The 16,404-nt window shown below is 65.6% G+C and carries 17 protein-coding genes; 3 read left to right on the top strand and 14 right to left on the bottom strand.

The genetic code is table 11. The features are described from left to right. Window positions 1-11: 11 nt before the first annotated feature. From BJD12_RS05815 to cydB, 3 genes are all read left to right on the top strand, one after another. The gene (locus BJD12_RS05815) at window positions 12-1,388 is read left to right on the top strand and encodes an amino acid permease (RefSeq protein ID WP_039421660.1); all 1,377 of its coding nucleotides are present in this window, start codon (window positions 12-14) and stop codon (window positions 1,386-1,388) included. Window positions 1,389-1,755: 367 nt separating this feature from the next. Continuing rightward, complete coding sequence (locus BJD12_RS05810; RefSeq protein ID WP_005993202.1) at window positions 1,756-3,153, top strand: cytochrome ubiquinol oxidase subunit I; 1,398 nt, start codon at window positions 1,756-1,758, stop codon at window positions 3,151-3,153. After that, window positions 3,153-4,169: a cytochrome d ubiquinol oxidase subunit II gene (gene cydB / locus BJD12_RS05805; RefSeq protein WP_005993204.1), complete on the top strand. Its 1,017-nt coding sequence runs from the start codon at window positions 3,153-3,155 to the stop codon at window positions 4,167-4,169. The genes BJD12_RS05810 and cydB overlap by 1 nt, the downstream gene beginning before the upstream one ends. 165 nt (window positions 4,170-4,334) lie before the next feature. On the opposite strand, the gene BJD12_RS05800 is transcribed toward cydB, so the two are convergent. The 14 genes from BJD12_RS05800 to BJD12_RS05735 all read right to left on the bottom strand — a co-directional run bounded on the left by BJD12_RS05800 (window position 4,335) and on the right by BJD12_RS05735 (window position 16,401). After that, the gene (locus tag BJD12_RS05800; RefSeq protein WP_005993206.1) at window positions 4,335-5,072 is read right to left on the bottom strand and encodes a carboxylesterase family protein; all 738 of its coding nucleotides are present in this window, start codon (window positions 5,070-5,072) and stop codon (window positions 4,335-4,337) included. 205 nt (window positions 5,073-5,277) lie between these two features. Further along, complete coding sequence (mgtE, locus tag BJD12_RS05795) at window positions 5,278-6,639, bottom strand: magnesium transporter (RefSeq protein WP_005993208.1); 1,362 nt, start codon at window positions 6,637-6,639, stop codon at window positions 5,278-5,280. A gap of 278 nt (window positions 6,640-6,917) precedes the next feature. Next, window positions 6,918-8,648, bottom strand: a complete 1,731-nt coding sequence (gene ptsP / locus BJD12_RS05790) for a phosphoenolpyruvate--protein phosphotransferase (protein ID WP_005993210.1) — start codon at window positions 8,646-8,648, stop codon at window positions 6,918-6,920. Between the two features lie 58 nt (window positions 8,649-8,706). After that, the gene (locus BJD12_RS05785) at window positions 8,707-8,976 is read right to left on the bottom strand and encodes an HPr family phosphocarrier protein (RefSeq protein ID WP_005993212.1); all 270 of its coding nucleotides are present in this window, start codon (window positions 8,974-8,976) and stop codon (window positions 8,707-8,709) included. Then, window positions 8,969-9,361, bottom strand: a complete 393-nt coding sequence (locus tag BJD12_RS05780) for a PTS sugar transporter subunit IIA (RefSeq protein ID WP_005993214.1) — start codon at window positions 9,359-9,361, stop codon at window positions 8,969-8,971. The genes BJD12_RS05785 and BJD12_RS05780 overlap by 8 nt, the downstream gene beginning before the upstream one ends. Window positions 9,362-9,851: 490 nt before the next feature. After that, the gene (gene rapZ / locus BJD12_RS05775) at window positions 9,852-10,724 is read right to left on the bottom strand and encodes an RNase adapter RapZ (protein ID WP_005993216.1); all 873 of its coding nucleotides are present in this window, start codon (window positions 10,722-10,724) and stop codon (window positions 9,852-9,854) included. Beyond that, complete coding sequence (hprK, locus tag BJD12_RS05770; protein ID WP_005993219.1) at window positions 10,721-11,671, bottom strand: HPr(Ser) kinase/phosphatase; 951 nt, start codon at window positions 11,669-11,671, stop codon at window positions 10,721-10,723. The genes rapZ and hprK overlap by 4 nt, the downstream gene beginning before the upstream one ends. Then, window positions 11,668-12,126: a PTS sugar transporter subunit IIA gene (locus BJD12_RS05765; RefSeq protein WP_005993221.1), complete on the bottom strand. Its 459-nt coding sequence runs from the start codon at window positions 12,124-12,126 to the stop codon at window positions 11,668-11,670. Before BJD12_RS05765 ends, hprK begins: the two co-directional genes overlap by 4 nt. Window positions 12,127-12,147: 21 nt before the next feature. Continuing rightward, window positions 12,148-12,465, bottom strand: coding sequence for a ribosome hibernation-promoting factor, HPF/YfiA family (hpf, locus tag BJD12_RS05760; RefSeq protein ID WP_005913379.1), 318 nt, complete (start codon window positions 12,463-12,465; stop codon window positions 12,148-12,150). Between the two features lie 87 nt (window positions 12,466-12,552). Further along, the gene (locus tag BJD12_RS05755; protein WP_005993223.1) at window positions 12,553-13,989 is read right to left on the bottom strand and encodes an RNA polymerase factor sigma-54; all 1,437 of its coding nucleotides are present in this window, start codon (window positions 13,987-13,989) and stop codon (window positions 12,553-12,555) included. A gap of 40 nt (window positions 13,990-14,029) precedes the next feature. After that, window positions 14,030-14,749: an LPS export ABC transporter ATP-binding protein gene (gene lptB / locus BJD12_RS05750; protein ID WP_005993225.1), complete on the bottom strand. Its 720-nt coding sequence runs from the start codon at window positions 14,747-14,749 to the stop codon at window positions 14,030-14,032. After that, a complete protein-coding gene (gene lptA / locus BJD12_RS05745; RefSeq protein ID WP_074052488.1) occupies window positions 14,749-15,303 on the bottom strand; it encodes a lipopolysaccharide transport periplasmic protein LptA in 555 nt (184 codons plus the stop codon). Before lptA ends, lptB begins: the two co-directional genes overlap by 1 nt. Continuing rightward, complete coding sequence (gene lptC / locus BJD12_RS05740) at window positions 15,281-15,856, bottom strand: LPS export ABC transporter periplasmic protein LptC (protein ID WP_005993230.1); 576 nt, start codon at window positions 15,854-15,856, stop codon at window positions 15,281-15,283. The genes lptA and lptC overlap by 23 nt, the downstream gene beginning before the upstream one ends. Continuing rightward, window positions 15,853-16,401, bottom strand: coding sequence for a KdsC family phosphatase (locus BJD12_RS05735; RefSeq protein ID WP_005993231.1), 549 nt, complete (start codon window positions 16,399-16,401; stop codon window positions 15,853-15,855). Before BJD12_RS05735 ends, lptC begins: the two co-directional genes overlap by 4 nt. Window positions 16,402-16,404 lie beyond the last annotated feature (3 nt).

Here is a 16,404-nt window from a genome sequence, read left to right as displayed (position 1 = left end):
CGATCCCGTCCATGTCGCTTCCGACCGATCCTGTTGCTGAGACCGCTGCGCCCGCATTGCGCCATGCCTTGAAACCGCGGCAATTGATGATGATGGGCCTGGGCACGGCGATCGGCGCCGGGTTGTTCCTGGGCTCGGGGGTGGGCATCCATGCGGCCGGCCCGGCCGTGCTGGTGTCCTATCTGATTGCCGGTGCGCTGGTGATCATCGTGATGAACGCGCTCGGCGAGATGGCTGCGGCCAAGCCGGCCAGCGGCGCCTTTTCGGTGTACGCGGCCGATGCGATGGGGCCGACCGCCGGTGCAACCGTGGGCTGGCTGTGGTGGTTGCAGATCGTGGTGGTGATCGCCGCCGAGGCGGTAGGCGCGGCCAGTCTGCTGGCGACGGTGTGGCCGGCCTTGCCGGTGCCGATGCTGGCGTCGATCTTCATGGCCACCTTCACCGTGATCAATCTCTTGGGCGTGCGTAATTTCGGCGAGTTCGAATTCTGGTTCGCCATCCTCAAGGTGGTCGCCATCGTGATCTTCCTGTTGATCGGCTGCGCGTTGCTGGCGGGCTTGCTGCCGGGCGTGGCATCGCCGGGGTTGTCCAATTTCACCCAGCACGGCGGGTTCGCGCCCAAGGGCCTGGCCGGCGTGGGCACCGCATTGCTGGTGGTGGTATTCGCCTTCGGCGGCACCGAGATCGTGGCAGTGGCGGCGGCTGAAACCGCCGACCCGGGGCGTAGCCTGGCGCGCACCATCCGCACCGTGGCCTGGCGCATCCTGGTGTTCTACATCGGGTCGATCAGCGTGATCGTGGCCGTAGTGCCGTGGACCAGCGCGGCGCTGAGTTCGCCGTTCGCCGCCGTGCTGGAAGTGGCGCGGATTCCCGGCGCGGCGACCGGCATCACGCTGGTGGCGGTGGTGGCGCTGTTGTCGGCGCTCAATGCCAACCTTTACGGGGCCTCGCGCATGATCTTCTCGCTGGCCCAGCGGGGTGAGGCGCCGCGTTGGCTGGGCAATACCAGTCGCCAGCAAGTGCCGCTGACGGCGGTAATCGCCAGCGTGCTGTTCGGTTTTGCAGCGGCGGTGCTGGAGTTGTTGTATCCGGGCAAGGTACTGCCGATGCTGCTCAATATCGTCGGCGCCACCTGCCTGCTGGTGTGGACCATCTCGCTGCTGTCGCAGTTGATCCTGCGCGCGCGCGCTGACCGCGCAGGCATCGCCTTGCCGTTCCGCATGCGTGGGTATCCGGTGCTGACGTTGCTGGCGTTGGCGATCCTGGCGGTGATCTTCGCGTTGCTGGCGTCTTCGCCTGACACCCGCGCGCAATTCCTGTCGATGGTGGGACTCACTGCCAGCATCGCGTTGGTCAGCGAGTTGGCCCGGCGGATGCGTACGCGCTAGGCCGCATCGGTGGATCTGCGGCGCGTGCGCGCCGCGTTCCGGCACCGGCGTTCGGCGCGCAAGGGCCCACGCGCGGCACGGCGGGTGTCGACTGCTTTGGCCTGCTTCAAGACGGCTCAAGTCACTGTCATCGCCGATAGCGTCCGTGCCGCCCTGCAGGGCGGCACGGCGCAGGTGCATTGATTCAACGCAGTTCACGCGCGACACGTTGACGCAGTGCGACGCCGTGTCGCATCGGGAACGGGTGCATGCGTCCCTATCATGATCGTGTCGCACGCAGAACCTGCTCGCACACACCGGCGGTTCTTCGGCGATCGATCCGCGGCCATGTGCCGGCGGTCATCCCCACTTTCCTGGAGCCTCCTCCATGGATGCCCTGCTGCTGTCGCGTATCCAGTTCGGATTCGTCATCGCCTTCCACGTCTTGTTCCCCGCCTTCACCATCGGTCTGTCCAGCCTGTTGGCCTTCCTGGAATGGCGTTGGTTGCGAACGCGCCTGCCGGTCTGGCGCGAGCTGTATTTCTTCTGGCAGAAGATCTTCGCCGTGTCGTTCGGCATGGGCGTGGTCAGCGGCATCGTGATGGCGTTCCAGTTCGGTGCCAACTGGCCGGAACTGAGCCGTATCGCGGGCGGGGTGATCGGGCCATTGCTGAGCTACGAAGTGCTCACCGCGTTCTTCCTCGAAGCCAGTTTCCTGGGCGTGATGATGTTCGGCTGGGGGCGCATTTCCGAGCGCCTGCACTTCTTTGCTACCTGCATGGTGGCGCTGGGTACGCTGTTTTCCACGTTCTGGATTCTCTCGTCCAACAGCTGGTTGCAGACGCCGGCCGGCTATGACGTGATCAACGGCATCGTGCATCCGGTCGACTGGTTGAAGATCATCTTCAATCCCTCATTCCCGTATCGGCTTGCGCACATGGCGCTGGGCTCGTTCATCACCACCTGTTTTGTGGTGGGTGCGGTCGGTGCCTGGTATCTGCATCGCGGTGTGCACCGCGAAGCAGGCCTGCGCATGCTCAAGCTGGCAGTGGTGTTCGCGGCCATCACCGTGCCATTGCAGATCTTCGTCGGCGACATGCATGGCTTGAATACGCTCAAGCACCAGCCGATGAAGATCGCGGCGATGGAAGCGCACTGGCATGCCGAAGAACCGGGCAAGGGATTTCCGTTGGTGGTGTTCGCCGTGCCAAATGCGCAGGCCGAGCGCAACGATTACGAGCTGGCGATTCCACGCCTGGGCAGCCTGATCCTGACCCACAGCCTGGACGGCAACATCGCGCCGTTGACCTCGGTACCGGCGCACGACCGTCCACCGGTGACGCCGGTGTTCTTCGCCTTCCGCATCATGGTGGGAATCGGCTCGCTGATGCTGCTGGTCGCCTGGGTGTCGGCATTCGCATTGTGGCGCGGCACGCTGGTGCAGTGGCGCTGGTTGCTGGCGACCTGGCGCTGGATGCTGCCAAGCGGCTTTATCGCGCTGATTTCCGGCTGGTTCGTCACTGAGATCGGCCGGCAGCCGTACGTGGTCTACGGGCTGCTGCGCACGGCCGATGCGGTAGGCCCGCAGTCGGCGCTGATGACGGCGATCTCGCTTGCGGTGTACGTGGCCGGCTATGCGTTCGTGTTCGGCTGGGGCATCTGGTACCTGGTCAAGATCGGCAAGCTCGGGCCGACCCCGCACGATGCGCCGCAGTTGGACCATGGCGAACACACGCCCGCACGGCCGCTATCGGCCGCGGACGAACCGATCGATGGAGCTGCCTGATGGACATGACGACCATTCTGCCGGTGGCGTGGTTTGCGGTGATCGGCTTCGGCGTGCTGATGTACGTTGTGCTGGACGGCTTCGTGCTCGGCATCGGCATCCTGGCGCCGTTTCGCAAGGACGAGGCGCAACTGGACCTGATGATGAACACTGCCGCGCCAATCTGGGACGGCAACGAAACCTGGCTGGTGCTGGGCGGGGCAGGGTTGCTGGCAGCGTTTCCCAAGGCCTACGCGGTGATCCTGTCGGCGCTGTATCTGCCGGTGTTGCTGATGGTGATGGCGTTGGTGTTCCGCGGCGTGGCGTTCGAGTTCCGCTTCAAGGCGCAACGGTCGCGGCGGTTATGGAGCAATGCGTTTGCTGCGGGCTCGATCCTGGCCACGTTTGCGCAGGGCGTGATCCTGGGCGCGTTGGTGCAGGGCCTGCCGATCGAGAACGACCGCTATGTGGGCGGGATCTGGGGCTGGTTCAGCCCGTTCGCCATGCTGACCGGCGCTGCTTTGGTGTTCGGTTATGCGCTGCTCGGCAGCACCTGGCTGATCCTCAAGACCGAAGGCCACGTGCATGCGCTTGCGCGTCAGTTGAGCCGGCCATTGACCCTCAGCGTGCTGGTCTTCATCGGCCTGGTGAGTGCCTGGCTGCCCTCGTTGCAATCGCATGTGATGGATCGCTGGTTCAACGATGCGCATTACCTATGGCTGATGCCGGTGCCGGTACTGGTTGCAACGGTGGGCTATGCGCTGTGGAGCGCGACCGAGCCGGGGCGACCGGACACGGCGCCGTTCCTGTTGGCGATGGGCTTGTTCGTGCTTGGGTTTGTGGGCCTGGTGCTGGGCATGTGGCCGTATCTGGTGCCGCCGGTCTACACCATCTGGCAGGCTGCTGCGCCGCCGTCCTCGCAACTGTTCGCGATGGTAGGGTTGGTGATGTTGCTGCCGCTGATCCTGGGTTACACCGTGTGGTCGTACCGCGTGTTCCGCGGCAAGGTCACCGCAGAAACGGGCTACCATCACTGAGTGCCCGCATCAGGTCATCGCACGCTGCGCCGGATGAAATCCGCAGTGAGGCGTAGCGGCGATGGCCGACGTGTGTACCGCGAGTACCGCGTCCGGCCCTTCGCTTTCAGTGATGCGATCTCCCCTCACTGAGCAAGCGTCCACTGCGCGCGAGCGCAACCACGCTCAGCGCAGGCGCTGCTGGAACATCCATTTCCACATCGCCGGGTCGGCGTAGGTCACGTCCCAGACGTTGTGGCCGCCTTCGGGATATTCGCTGTAGCGCAGATTGGCGCCCACGCCTTTCGCGGCGCGGTACAACGCGCGATCGTCGTGCGGCGGCACGGAGGTGTCCTTGGCGCCATGGAACGTCCAGATCGGCACGTACTTGAGTTGGGTGACCGCTGCCGTGTACGGGTCGGCTTCCTTGGCGACCAGGCTGACGTACAACGTGCGGCGCTCATCGCGTGGCGCCTTGAGCGCGCCGCAGACCGGCACGATCGCGGCAAATCGCTGCGGCTGCATCAGCCCGATTTCCCATGCGCCGTAGCCGCCCATCGAAATGCCGGTGAGGTAGGTGCGTTGCGGGTCGGCAGCGAACTCTGCGCTGGCCGCATCCAGCGCGGCGATCGCCATGCGTGCATTGACGCCCAGCCATTCCTCGTCGTCGGGTACCTGCGGCAACACCACCAGTGCCGGGAATTCGGCGGTGTGTTCGCTCAGGTAAGGGCCGACGCCGACCTCGGCCTGATCGCGCCCGTTATCGCCGCGCTCGCCCGAGCCGTGCAGGAACAACACGATCGGCCGTGGCTGCGGTGCCTTGGCGGCCGGCACGAACACCTGGTAGCGGTATAGCCGCCCCTCCAGCTGCAGGGTGCGGGCGACGAAGTGGCCGCGCCGCCCGTCGTGCTGGCGCTCAGCCATGCTGGAGCAACCGGCAAGCACCAGCGCAAGAATTCCAAGTAAGACGCACCGAACGATCACGCAGCACTCCCCATCGATCACCAGGCTGCAGTATCGCCGTATGCAGGCGCGCTGGCACGTCGCGTTGCGGCGAGCGCTCTGGATGCCTCATTCCGCCCTTCATTCGCGGTTGCGCGTGCACGCGATCAGACGCATGCGCTTACGCTCACGGCATCAGGATCAACGTGGCCAGGCCCAGGAAGCTCAAAAAACCCATCACGTCGGTCAGCGTGGTCAGGATCACGCCACCGGCCAGGGCCGGGTCGAAGCCCAGCCGTTTGAGCGTCACCGGCACCAGCACGCCGCCGAAAGCCGCGGTAAGCATGTTCAATGTCAGCGCCGTGCCGATCACCAGCGACAGCATCGGCTGACCGAACCAGGCCAGCACGATCAGCCCGAGCCCAACGCCCAGGCACAGCCCGTTGATCAGCGCGACGGTGAGCTCCTTCTTGAGCAGGGTCATCACGTTGGACGAGCCGATCTGCCCCAGCGCCAGGCCGCGCACCATCAGCGCCAGGACCTGGGTGCCGGCGTTGCCGCCCATGCCGGCCACGATCGGCATCAATGCCGCCAGCGCCACCAGTTTTTCGATGGTGCCCTCGAAGCGGCTGACCACGCTGGAGGCCAGAAAGGCGGTGCACAGATTGATGCCCAGCCAGATCAGCCGGCGACGGAACGCGCGCCGCGCCGGGCTGAACATGTCCTCGTCTTCGTCCAGGCCGGCCGCGCTCATCGCCTGGTGCTCGGCCTGTTCGCGGATGATGTCCACCACGTCATCGATGGTGATGCGGCCGAGCAGGATGTTGTTGTCGTCCACCACCGGGGCGGAGATCCAGTCGTGATCCGAGAAGCGCCGCGCCACCTCGTCGGAGCCATCGCCCACATCGATTGCCGGTTGTTCGTCGTCGATCAGCCGGTTGACCGGCGTGCTGTCCTCGTGCGTGACCAGCGCGGCCAGCGATACACGGCCCAGATATTGATGGCGCCGGCTTACCACGTACAGGTGATCGGTGTGATCGGGTAGCTCGCCGCGCAGGCGCAGGTAGCGCAGCACCACATCGACATTGACGTCGGCGCGCACCGTCACCACGTCCGGATTCATCAGGCGGCCGGCGGTGTCTTCCGGATACGACAGCACCTGCTCGAGCCGCTCGCGGTTCTCGCGGTCCATCGACTTGAGCACTTCGTCGATGACAGTGTCGGGCAGGTCTTCGACCAGATTGGCCAGATCGTCGATGTCCAGGTCTTCGACCGCAGCGACGATTTCGTCGGTGTCCATGTCGGCCAGCAGGCTTTCGCGCACTTCGTCGCCGACATGCAGCAGCACTTCGCCATCGTCTTCCGGGTCGACCAGTCCCCACACCACCTCGCGCTTGCCGGGTGGCAACGATTCGAGCAGGTTGCCGATCTCCGCCGGCGCCAGTGTGTTGACCAGCCGGCGTACCGGCCCCAGGCGTCCGCTATCCAGTGCGTCGGACAGCAATCGTAGCTGGCGCGCAGTCTTGTCGTGGCGGACGGCTTCGGCCATGCGCGGCTCCCCGGAAGAGTGGACGCGCCGTCAGTGGAGGACGCGGTGCTGGATCAGCACGGCATTATCGCTTGCGCATGGTGACGAAACATACAGCGCAGTGGCGATCCATCTGCAGATTGCCGAAGCGATGCGTGATGCGCCCGGAAATGGTGAGCGCATTGCGCGGACGCTTGCCACATGGGCGAACGACGTAGGGCGTTCGCAAGCTGCTATGACATGGCCGACTCTGCGTGTCGCTATGCGTACAGGGATGGGGCGATCAGTCGCCCGTGGCACTACCGCAACACAGCTTGCGCATTGCAGGCCAGCCACTTCTCGATGCCCTTGCGGTCGCGTGTGCGCAATAGCTTGTCGCCATGCACGCGCAGCTCGCCCAGGTGGATGTCGCGCACTGCGCGGCGGACTTCCAGCAAGGTGGCCGGATGCAGGCTGAATTCGGTCAGTCCCAACGCCAGCAACATCGGCACGAAGCGCGGGTCGCCGGCAATTTCGCCGCACACCGCCACCGGCTTGTTGTAGGCGCGCCCGGTGGCGATCACCTGCGCAATCAGCCGCAGCACCGCAGGGTGCAGCGGCGAATACAACTCGCCCAGCGCCTCGTTGTTGCGGTCCACCGCCAGCAGGTATTGCACCAGATCGTTGGTGCCGATCGACAGGAAGTCGATGTCGTCGATAAAGCAATCCAGCGCCAGCGCCGCAGCAGGCACTTCGATCATCGCGCCCAGCGGAATGTGCTCGGCAATCTCGTGGCCTTCGTCGCGCAGCTGCGCGGTGAGCTTTTTCAGCTGTTTGCGCACCAACAGGATTTCTTCGCGGCCGCTGACCATCGGCACCAGGATGCGCACCGGCCCGTAGCCGGAAGCGCGCAGGATGGCGCGCAACTGCGCCTGCGCCACCGCCGGGCGGGCCAGCGACAGGCGCACGCCACGCAGGCCCAGGGCAGGGTTGTCCTCGTCGCTCAGGGTCAGGCCGGTGCGGTCGGCCTTGTCGGCGCCCAGATCCAGCGTACGGATCGTCACCGGGCGGCCGCTCATGCCCAGCACGGTGTCGCGGTAGGTGTGGAACTGTTCGTCTTCGTCCGGCAGCTCGTTGCGCTGCAGGAACAGGAATTCGGTGCGATACAGGCCCAGGCCGCTGGCACCCAGCGCATGCGCGCGCGCCACGTCTTCCAGCGACTCGGCATTGGCCAGCAGGGTGATATCGACGTTGTCGCGGGTGCGCGTGGGCTTGGAGCGCAGCCGCCCGAGTTCGCGCTGCTCCTTGGCCAGCGCGCGCAGGCGCTCGCGGTAGTCGCGCAAGTGGTCGGGCGTGGGGTCGACGATCACCTGCCCGGAGCCGGCATCGACGATCAGCACATCGCCATCGTCGATCCGCTGCACCGCGTCGCTCACTCCCACCACCAACGGCAGGTGCAGGCTGCGCGCCAGGATCGCGCTATGCGACAGCGCACTGCCGGCGGTGGTAACAATGCCGACCACGCCTTGTGCCTGCAGCTGCGCCAGTTCTGACGGCGCCACGTTGTCGCAGACCAGGATCTCGCCGGCCACACCCTTGAGGTCGGGCGCACGCTTGTGCAAGAACGCATGGATGCGGCCGATCACGTGATCCAGATCGTCCATGCGGCTCTTGAGGTAGGCGTCTTCCATGCCGTCGAACACCGCCGCCAGCCGGTCGCGCTGCACGCGCAGCGCATAGTCGGCGCTATAGCGGTGGGTGCGGATCAGCTCATCCAGCCCCTGCAGCAGTTCCGGGTCGTCCAGCAGCAGCGCATGCAGTTCGAGAAACTCGCCGACTTCGCGCGCGAGTGCGCCATGCAGGCGGTCGCGCAGCTGCTGCATTTCGACACGGGCTGCCTCGATGGCGGTGTGCAGGCGCTGCAACTGCGTTTCCACCTGGTTGGCGGGGACGCGTTGTTCGGCCACTTCCAGCGTATGACTCTGGCGCACGCGCGCGCGCCCGAGCGCATTGCCGCGCGAGGCCCCATGTCCGCGCAGGCGCAGGCTCATGCGCGTGCCTGGCGCGGCGGCGCCGTGTCGGTCGCAATAGCACCGACGCCGCGCATGCTCAGCTGTCCTCGTCGAAGCGACGCTCGAACAGCTCCACCAGCGCCTGCAAGGCGTCGGCTTCGTCTTCGCCATCCAGCCGCACCACCACGCTGGTGCCTTGGCCTGCGGCCAGCAACATCACGCCCATGATGCTCTTGGCATTCACTTCGCGGCCCTTGGCCGCCAGCGTGGCGTTGCTGCGATAGGACGACAACGTCTGCACCAGCTTGGCGGTCGCCCGCGCATGCAGTCCGAGTCGGTTGGACACAATGAGTTCGCGTTCAAGCATCGTCGATGATCGCTCCGTTGCGGGTACCTGCCGCCGCAGTGGCGGGCAGCTCCTGCAAACCTTGTTCGGGATAATTCATCACCCGCAGCAGCATCGGTAGGCTCAGTGCGGACACGCGACGGACCGGCGTGCCCAGCTTGGCCAATCGGCTGGCGAGATTGCTGGGGCTGGCGCCGTACAGGTCGGTCATGACCAGCACGCCGTCGCCGCTGTCGACCCGGCGCATCGCCGCCGAGGCCTGGGGCAATAATGCGTCCAGGTCTGCATCGAACGGCACGTCGAATGCTTCGGTCTTCAGCGGCAAGTGCCGCAACAGCCCCGTCGCCACGTTCAACAACGCTGCGCCGATGCCGGGATGAGTAATGAGGAGAATGCCACAGGCCATGCCGAAACGTTAACAGGTCAGCGTGACCGCGCGATAGCGTTTGCCCGCACCGATGCGTTGCGAACTGAATAGCCGTTTAGGACCGCTGCAGCAAGCCGGCGCAACGGCGTGTCGCCATCGCGTGACTGGGTGTGGTGTAGATGCGTGACGTACGCAGCGTCAGCAATGCGGACCAGATCGCAAGCGAACGCCACCGTTCTCAATTTAGCGGGCGGGGCCGCGTAGCCATGCGTGGCGGAACGGCACCAATGCAATGGTCTTGCAGCGTCGCGCAGCGCCTCAAGCGAAGACGCCGAGCGGCTTCTAGAACGTCGGCGCCCAGTCACGTCATGCGCAGCCTTGTCGCCTCGCGCATCAACCAGATGCAAGCCATGCGCAAAGATCGCAACCCAACACACGGCACTGCAAGAGCGCCATTTAACGTTAAGTACAGCACGCCCCCATCGCATGATGCCGCTTTGGCGAATCCCGAATCCCGAATCCCGGCCCCTCAGTCCTGCTCGCGATGAAACGTCGCCACTTCCGGCCAGCCCTGTTCGCGTGCATGCCGCGCCATGCGTTCGGCCATGTACACCGAGCGATGCTTGCCGCCGGTGCAGCCGAAGGCGATGGTCACGTAGCTGCGGGTGTCGTTACGCAATCGCGGCAACCAGGTGTCGAGCAAGTCCACGATCTGTGCGCTGTAGCGCTGCACATCCGCTTCGTTGTCCAGGTACTCGCGCACCCCGGCATCGCGGCCGGTGAGCGGGCGCAGCTCAGGGTCCCAGTGCGGATTGGGCAGCACGCGCGCATCGAACACGAAGTCGGCCTCAGCCGGCACGCCGCGCTTGTAGGCAAACGATTCGAACAACAGTGACAACCGGTCGTTGGAGCCGAGCGCGAATTCGGTGACCACGCGGCGACGCAACTGGTGCACGTTCAGCGTGCTGGTATCGATGATCGCGTCGGCCTGCGCGCGCAGCGGCTCGGTTAACTGGCGCTCGCGGGTGATCGCCTCCGGCAAGGCCAGGCCGAGATGACTGAGCGGATGACGCCGGCGGGTATCGGCGTACCGTTTGATCAGCGCTTCATCGCTGGCTTCGAAAAACAGCAGACGTGCCTCGATGCCGTATTCCTGCGCAGCCTGGCGCCACTGCGCCAGCTGGGTCAGGTCGCTGCGGCTGCGCACGTCGATGCCCACCGCCAGGCGCTGGTCGCCGATCGGATTGCCACGCAGGCGGCTCTTGACGAAGTCCGGCAGCAGCTCCACCGGCAGATTGTCAGAACAGTAGTAGTCCAGATCCTCGAAGGTCTTCAACGCGACCGATTTGCCCGAGCCGGACAGCCCGCTCACGATCATCAACGTGGAGGGCGCGATGCTCATGGCGTACGTCGCTCCAGCAGGTTGCTGTGGCGGGCAATGAACATCGCCGCCGGGTCGATGCCCTTGGTGCGCAGGATATGCAGCCGCGTGGCCGCTTCGGTCAGCACCGCCAGGTTGCGGCCGGGCATCACCGGCAAGGTGATCAGTGGCACGTCCAGGTCCAGCACGTGGCGGCTGCCGGAATCGCCGGTCAGGCGCTCGTAGCCGGAGGGCGTGGGTTCGGTCATCGGCCGGGTCAGGTGCACGATCAGGCGCAGGTACTTGTTCTTCTTCACCGCGGTGTCGCCGAACATGTCGCGCACGTTGAGCACGCCCAGGCCGCGCACTTCCAGCAGGTCCTGCAGCAGCTCGGGGCAGGTGCCGTCGAGCACATCGGGGGCGATCTGGGTGAATTCCGGCGCATCGTCGGCCACCAGGCGGTGGCCGCGGCTGAGCAGTTCCAGCGCCAGTTCGCTCTTGCCCGAGCCTGCCTCGCCGGTGATCAGCACGCCGATCGAATAGATCTCCATGAACACGCCATGCAGGGTGACCCGCGGCGCCAGCGTGCGCGCCAGATGGTAGGAGAGGTGGTTGAGCAGTTCGTGGCCGCGCTTGGGCGAGATCCACAACGGGGTGTTGGATTCGTCGGCGGCGGCGCGCAGGTCTTCCGGGCAGGATTGGTTCTTGCTGATCGCCAGTGCCAGCGGTTGCACCTGGATGATCTTCTCGATGGTTTCCCAGCGCTGGCGCGCGTCCAGCGAATCCAGCCAGGCCAGCTCTTCGGTGCCCAGGATCTGCACCTTGTTGGGATAGATCACGTTGAGATAGCCAGCCAGCGACGGGCGGCGGGCGTTGTTGCTGCCCGCCTGGATCTCGCGGTGCTCGCCCTTCTGCCCGGCGACCCAGCGCAGCGCCAGCTTGTCGCGCTGCTGGTCGAACAGTTCGCGTGCGGTGATGCTGGTATTCATGCGGCGCTAGCCTGTGGAGGAGGCGCATCGGTGAGCAACGCCATCAGCGCGTCGGCATCGGGCGCGGCGCGCAGTTGCTGACGGAAGTGCGCATCGGAGAAGCGCTCGGCCAGTTCCGACAACAGCATCAAGTGCTGGTGGGTGTAGTGCGCAGGCACCGCCATGGCGAACACCAGGTCCACCGGTTCATCGCTGCCGAACGCAACCGGGGCGTCCAGCCGCAGCAGCGCACCGCGGGGTTCGGTCAGATTGGGGCAGCGTCCATGCGGAATGGCAATGCCGTGGCCGATGGCGGTACTGCCCAGGGCCTCGCGCTCGCACAGGTTGGCGTAGAGCTCGTCGGCGCCGGCCTGGCGGCAGGACAGCAGATCGGCGGCGGTGTGCAGGACGGTGTCGCGATCGGCGGCCGGCGACACCACGGTGCGCACGGCCGCCATCAGATCGTTTAAAGGCATGAGGGCATCAAGCGGGAAGCGTCATGCGGGATTGTCGCGCACCTCGCGTGCGTGGTGGTTACATTTCTTTTCTTTGTGCTTGAGCACCAGGCGGTCGAGCTTGTCGACCAGCAGGTCGATGGCGGCGTACATGGTGGAACCGCTGGCATCTGCGTGCAGCGTGCGACCGGGAAGGTTGACGGTGGCGACCACGTGGTGGTCTGGCTTGCGAACGGCCAGCTGCGTTCGGACTTCACAGTGCTGGTCGAAATGGCGCTGCAGTCGCTGCAGCTTGCTTGCCACGTACTCCCGCAGGGCGGGGGTCACTTCAAGCTGGTGGCCATACGTCTCGATGCGCATCGGATACCTCCATTGGTCGGTGGGCCAATGAACCGTTCCGGTGATCCGACTAACCCGGCGCAGGCCGGCGTTGCGGTGGTTGCAACGTCAGGCGATGCGCACGCGTTCGTGGGAGGCGGAAATGTTCATGGCCTCACGATACTTCGCAACGGTGCGCCGCGCCACTGGTACGCCGGAGGTTTTCAAAAGATCCGCCAGCTTGGCGTCCGACAAGGGTTTGCGCGGGTTTTCTGCGTCGATCAGGCGCCGGATCATGGCCTGGATGGCAGTGCTGGAGGCCTCGCCGCCGCTGTCGGTGTCGATGCCGGAGGCAAAGAACGAGCGCAGCGGGATGGTGCCGCGCGGGGTACGCACGTATTTGCGGGCGATGGCGCGGGAAATGGTGGATTCGTGCAGGCCGAGCTCGCCTGCGATCTCGCGCAGGGTTAGCGGGCGCAGCGCCTGCGCACCGAATTCCAGGAACCCGGCCTGGTGCTGCAGCAGGCAGCGCACCACCCGCAGCAGGGTTTCGCCGCGCGCTTCCAGGCTCTTGAGCAGCCAGCGCGCCTCCTGCAACTGTCCGCGCAGATAGCCGGCATCCGATTCGCCGCAACTGCGGATCAGGTTCTCGTAGCCGCGGTGGATGGTGACCTTGGGCTGCGAGCGGCCGGCCAGCGAGGCGCGCCACACGCCGCGCTGGCGCCAGATCACGCAGTCGGGCACCACGTAGGTGTCTTGCGAGAGGTCGCCGATCTGCTTGCCCGGGCGCGGGTCCAGCGAGCGCACCAGCTGCACGGCTTGTTCGACATCGGTGGCGGAGCGCTTGAGTTCGTGCGCCAAGCCGGCCACACCGGCGCGCGGCAGGCGTTCCAGCGGGCCGGCGACGATCTGTAGCGCCAGTTCGCGCCCCGGGATGGCCGGGTCGAGCACCGCCAATTGCAAGGCCAGGCACTCGCCCAGCGTGCGCGCACCTACGCCGACCGGGTCGAAGCGCTGGATCTGATGCAGCACGGTGAGCACTTCGGCCTCGTCGACCGACGCGCCCAGGGCCAGTGTTTCGAGAATTGCCGATAACGGCTCGCGCAGATAACCGTCTTCGTCCAGCGCATCGATCAGCAGCGCGCCGATCTGTCGGTCGCGTGGCGACAGCGGCGACAGGTGCAACTGCCACAGCAGATGATCGGCAAGGGTTTCGGATTCGGCCACGCGCTCGGCGGCGTCCCCGGACTCGTCATCGTCGAAACTGCCGCCGCTGCCCGAGCCGGTCCACTGCAATTCGTCCTGCGACCAGTCGTCGTCGCGCTCGGCCGGGGCGGGTTGCTCGCGCTGGGGTTCCTCGCTGGACGAGGAGGGCGAGGACTCGGGTATGTCGCCGGCCGCATGCGCGGCCTCGTCGGCCCATTCGAGCAGCGGGTTGGTTTCCACCGCTTCGGCGATTTCCAGTTCCAGCTCGGTGGTGGACATCTGCAATAGCTTGATCGCCTGACGCAATTGCGGCGTCATGACCAGCTGCTGTCCTAGCGATGTCTGAAGCCGGGCTTTCATGCAGGCACTGACTGGAAGAATCGATGGCGCGGCGACGCGCTCAAAGGCGGAAAGTTTCCCCCAGATACACGCGACGGACGTCGGGATTGGCTAGCAGCGCTTCCGGTGCCCCCTGCGCCAGCACGCCTCCCTCGGCGAGGATATACGCACGGTCGCAGATTCCCAAGGTCTCGCGCACGTTGTGATCGGTGATCAACACGCCGATGCCGCGTTCCTTGAGGTGAATGATGATGCGCTGGATCTCGCCGACCGAAATCGGGTCCACGCCTGCAAATGGTTCGTCCAGCAGCATCATGCGCGGCTTGGCCGCCAGCGCGCGTGCGATTTCGCAGCGGCGCCGCTCGCCGCCGGAGAGGCTGGCGCCGAGCTGATCGGCCACATGGGTGATCTGCAGTTCTTCCAGCAGCGAGGCCAGTTCCTTCTCGCGACCGGCGGTGTCCAATTCCTCGCGCAGCTCCAGCACTAGCCGGATGTTGTCGGCCACGGTGAGCTTGCGGAAGATGGACGGCTCCTGCGGCAGATACCCCACGCCAAGCTTGGCGCGCGCGTACATCGGCTCGGCGGTGAGGTCGCGACCGTCCAGCTCGATGCGACCGGCATCGGCTTCGACCAGACCGACGATCATGTAGAAGCAGGTGGTCTTGCCCGCGCCGTTGGGGCCGAGCAGGCCGACCACTTCGCCGGCCTCCAAGGTGAGGCCGAATTCCTTGACCACTTCGCGTTGCTTGTACTTCTTGCGCAGACCGGTGGCGACCAGCATTACTTCTTCCCCTGCGGCTTGGCTGCAGGCTTGGTGGCCGGCGCCGGCGTTGCCGCGGCGGGGGCAGCGTTCTTGGGCTGGATGATGGTGCGCACGCGGCTGCCGTCGCCGCCGCTTTGCATATTGCCGGTCTTGGTGTTGTAGACCATGCGCTGGCCGGCATTGGTGCCCTTGGGCGAGTCGACCTTGTAGTTGCCGCTCAGGATGATGATCTCGTCGGCGACCTTGTATTCGATGTTGTCGGCCTGGCCGTTCATCATCGCGCCGTCGTCCATCTGCTGCTTGAGCGTGGCCTGCTTGCCGGTGAGCACTACACGGTCGGTCTGGCCGTTCTTCTGGAAGATGTCGGCGGTATCGGCGTGGATTTCCAGCGTGCCCTGGGTGATCACCACATTGCCGCTGAAGCGGCACTTGCCGCTGTCGTCGAGCATGTTGCAATCGTTGGCATTGGAGTCGATCGCCATCGGCTGATTGCGGTCGCTGGTCTTGGCCATCGCCATGGCAGGCAACAGCAGTGCGGCAAACGCCAGTTTAGCGGGCAGCATTCGGTTCATAGCGGGTCTTGACCTGGGAAAGGAGCTTGTACTGGCGCGATTTGAGATCGGCCTCGAAGCCGACCCCACTTTGCATGATACCCGGCCGACGCATGGTCACCGGAGCCGCGGTCTTGGCGAGGTTCTGCTGCGGAAACACGTCCAGACTCTCGGTGCGGAAGGTGGTGGGCGGCGTCGCGCCGGCGGTCGGGCTGTCGCCTTCGACATCGCCGCGCAAGCGCAACTCGTCGCCCTTGGGGCTGACCCAGCCGGTCTTGGCGCGCAGCGTCCACGGCTGGTTGGCGTTATCGGGTAGCAGGAACACCGGGGTGGTGATGTCGGCGGTCTGATCGGCGCGGTTGCGGTGCATCTCGGGCGCACGCAGCGTCATCGCTTCCTTGCCGGTCTGCTTGTCCAACGTGATCAGTTCGAAGTCGCGCAGCACGTAGTCGGCTTTGGACTCATCCACCACTGCCGCAGCCGGGCGCGCGCGCTGCTGCCATGCCGACCAGCCGGAGATGACCGCGGCGGCAAACAGCACCACGCCCAGGGTGGTGCGCCAGTTGAAGTTCATGCGGAAAACCTTTCGATGATGCCCTCGACCTGGCCTTGCGCGGCCAGCACCACGTCGCAGACCTCGCGCGCGGCGCCTTCGCCGCCACGGGCCTGGGTGTGCCACTGCACGCGCTCGGCGATCCACGGGTGTGCGTTCGCTGGCGCGACCGGCAGGCCAACCGCCAGCAATGCCGGCAGGTCGGGCAGGTCGTCGCCCATGAACAACACCTGGTCCAGCGACAGGCCGTGTTCCTGACACAGGGCCAGCACGGCCAGGCGCTTGTTCTTGACCCCGATCTGCACGTGCAGGCCCAGATCCTGGCCGCGCTTTTCCGCCGACAGGCTGGCGCGTGCGGTGATCAGCGCAACGTGGATACCGGCGTATTCGAGCTGCTTGAGGCCCTGGCCGTCGAGCACGTTGAACGCCTTGCTCTCGTTGCCGGCATGGTCGTAGTACAGGCGCCCATCGGTCAGGGTGCCATCGACGTCGAAACAGGCCAGACGGATACGCGCGGCACGTTCGATCAGCTCGGCGGGGAGGTGGTGCAAGGGAGAGTAGGGCATCGG

This window comes from Xanthomonas vesicatoria ATCC 35937, from assembly GCF_001908725.1.
In the GTDB taxonomy this organism is placed as follows: domain Bacteria; phylum Pseudomonadota; class Gammaproteobacteria; order Xanthomonadales; family Xanthomonadaceae; genus Xanthomonas; species Xanthomonas vesicatoria.
The sequence above is the reverse complement of the archived record's forward strand: the minus strand, read 5'-3'. Positions and strand labels throughout refer to the sequence as shown.